The organism is Marseilla massiliensis (genome assembly GCF_016899955.1).
Taxonomy (GTDB): domain Bacteria; phylum Bacteroidota; class Bacteroidia; order Bacteroidales; family Bacteroidaceae; genus Prevotella; species Prevotella intestinigallinarum.
Window position 1 is genome coordinate 1 of sequence record NZ_JACJJL010000070.1, and the last position, 2434, is coordinate 2434.

Annotated in this window: 3 protein-coding genes and 2 pseudogenes; all 5 read left to right on the forward strand. The window is 56.5% G+C overall.

Annotation, left to right across the window (positions count from 1 at the left end):
* Window positions 1–324 (forward strand): annotated as a pseudogene (locus tag H6B30_RS15850) (MarR family transcriptional regulator); the annotation flags it as partial.
* A gap of 2 nt (window positions 325–326) precedes the next feature.
* Window positions 327–719 (forward strand): hypothetical protein, encoded by a 393-nt coding sequence (locus tag H6B30_RS15855; RefSeq protein WP_087249858.1) that lies wholly within the window; start codon window positions 327–329, stop codon window positions 717–719.
* Between the two features lie 68 nt (window positions 720–787).
* Window positions 788–1144, forward strand: coding sequence for a DUF4134 domain-containing protein (locus tag H6B30_RS15860; protein WP_087207590.1), 357 nt, complete (start codon window positions 788–790; stop codon window positions 1142–1144).
* 3 nt (window positions 1145–1147) lie between these two features.
* Entirely contained in the window at window positions 1148–1447 is a 300-nt protein-coding gene (locus H6B30_RS15865) for a DUF4133 domain-containing protein (RefSeq protein WP_087207494.1), read from the forward strand.
* Window positions 1448–1484: 37 nt separating this feature from the next.
* A pseudogene (locus tag H6B30_RS15870) lies at window positions 1485–2434 on the forward strand (TraG family conjugative transposon ATPase); the annotation flags it as partial.

Genomic DNA, 2434 nt, shown 5'->3' on the forward strand with positions numbered 1-2434 from the left:
CGCAAGCTGGGGCTGAGCCGGAGCAAGGCAAAGGGTTACGCGATGTCGTCCCGTGTCCGCAATGAGCTGGTACGCCGCGAACGGCGCAGGGCTGTATTCGGTCTTGACCCCCTCACACGCCTCAAGGTTATCTCACACCGCGCCAAGGTCAGGATACGCTCCAGGCTGAAAGCCAACGGATACATCACCGGCGTACACAGGAACATACTGTACTTCACCGAAGCCACATGCCGGAAAGCCCGGCTGGAAGCCAAGGCCACTAGACTTGGACTATCCTTTCTGCCTTTTCCCGAAGACAATACACCATTATCCAATGCCATATAGCCATGCAGTACGGACAAATCGTTTTTATCCTTTTCGTGGCAATGGCCTGCTATTACGCCTTCCTCATCTTCACGGACATCAGGAAAGCGCAGGCGGCCCGGAACGCGGAAAAGGAGAACCATACGGAAGAAGAGATAGACATATCGGACGAGGCAAGGAGCTTCCGTCCGACCAGAGTCAGCAGGGACGAGGAGAAGAAAGAAGAAGCGGTTAACCACGGGCAATCCGAACCAGACCCTCGACAAGGAAAAGACTTCCGCCGCCCCGGCTACCGTGAGGCCATCATGACCGACGGCATCCTTGTGGACGACCTCATCCATGAAATCGACAGGCTGGCGGAAACCGGCACAAGCGACCTCGGCCTTGTCATATACACCTGCGAGAACGCAAGGTGAGCAAATACACGTTCCTTTAGCGACTCCTGTTCCTTTGGCGATGAAACAACTATTTAATGATTAAAGAAATGCAGACACTAAAAAGAAAATGCCTACGTGCATTCGTCCGTTTCAAACAGTCAGCGTTCGCCCGGAAGGGCACGCTCGCCCTCGTGGCGCTCACCCTCGCCGCCGGCGATGCAATGGCCGGAAGCAAGGGAGCGGCAGGCTTCACCAAGGCCACGCAGGAAGTAAGCTCCTACCAGACTCCCGTCTCCAACCTCATGAAAGCCATTGCGGCGGTCATCGTCCTCGTAGGTGCGTTCAATGTCTATTTCAAGATGCAGAACGGCGACCAGGACGTCAAGAAGACCATCATGCTGACCATCGGCGGTTGTATCGCGTTCATCGCATTGTCAGAGGCTTTGCCACTCTTCTTCACGTAAATCATGGAAGAGAATAAGAGTAATCAAGACGGTTTTCCCGTGTTCAAGGGACTCCAGAAGCCTTTAGAGTTCATGGGCATCCGCGGCCGCTTCCTCACACTGGCGGCGGTGGCCATAGGCGTGTCCTTCGTGGGATTCATCGTCTTCTCCATCGCCCTTGGAAAACTTGCCGGGTTCATCGCCATGCTGGTGATGGCCGCCGCAGGGCTGGCCACCATCTTCGTCAAGCAACGCAGCGGACTGCACAACAAGAAACGGGCGAAGGGCATCTACGTCTATAAGAACATCCGGAAGACGGATTGAAAAACGAATTGAAAAACCAACAAACAGAAAGCAACCAATGGCACAGAACAGGAAACGGGCATTCGAGGGGCTTTACTCCCAGCTGGAAGAGACGGACGGCCATGCCGTCCTCTTTTCCGCCAGGGGCGATCCTTCGGTCATATTCGAAATGGCCAATCCCGTGCAGCAGCTATGCACGGACTCGGAGCAGTACCTGCGCTTCCAGGACGTGCTCTCCAACCTCGTGCAGACGCTCGGCGAAGGCTACGCCTTGCAGAAGCAGGACATCTTCTGCAAACAGTCCTATCACCACGATGTGCCGGAGGATGCGGAGTTCCTGACGCGGAGCTACTTCCGCTACTTCGAGGGAAGGGAGTTCACCGAGATACGCACGTACCTTGTCATCACGCAGGAGGCGCAGCGCGGCCAGTTCGTGCAGTACGACCCGAAGAAGTGGACGGAGTTCCATGCCAAGGTAAGCAAGGCGGAGGACATCCTGAACGAAAAGCACATCCGCCACAGGCGGCTGGCAAAGGAGGAGGTGGACGAGTATTGCCACCGCTTCATGGCCTTCCGCTTCCGCCACGGCCCGTTCTCCATGACCAACTTCAAGGCTTCGGACGAATACTTGAAGGTGGGCGGCCGCGTGGTGCGCTCCTATCCGCTTGTGGATATCGACGAGATAAACCTGCCGTCACGCATCAAGCCGTACACGCAGGCTTCCGTCAACGGATATCCCATCGCCACCGACCTTTTCTCGTTCCTGACAAGCGTTCCACATGCGGACTGCGTGGTGTACAACCAGGTGGTGCAGATACCCGGCCAACGGAAGCTTCTCCGCAAATTGCAGGCCAAGGCCAAACGGCACGGCTCCATGCCCGACCCGAGTAACCGTATAGCCAAGGCCGACATTGAGAAAGTGCTGGAGCGGCTTGCCGTGGACAGCTCCCTGCTGGTCTACGCCAACTTCAACATCCTGGTGAGCTGCCCGGCGGACAAGGTCACCCC

What these genes read in the sequence shown, in the direction of transcription:
- H6B30_RS15860 (WP_087207590.1), top strand. Translation starts at nt 788, where the DNA reads ATGCAGACACTAAAAAGAAAATGCCTACGTGCATTCGTCCGTTTCAAA.
- H6B30_RS15865 (WP_087207494.1), top strand. Translation starts at nt 1,148, where the DNA reads ATGGAAGAGAATAAGAGTAATCAAGACGGTTTTCCCGTGTTCAAGGGA.
- H6B30_RS15855 (WP_087249858.1), top strand. Translation starts at nt 327, where the DNA reads ATGCAGTACGGACAAATCGTTTTTATCCTTTTCGTGGCAATGGCCTGC.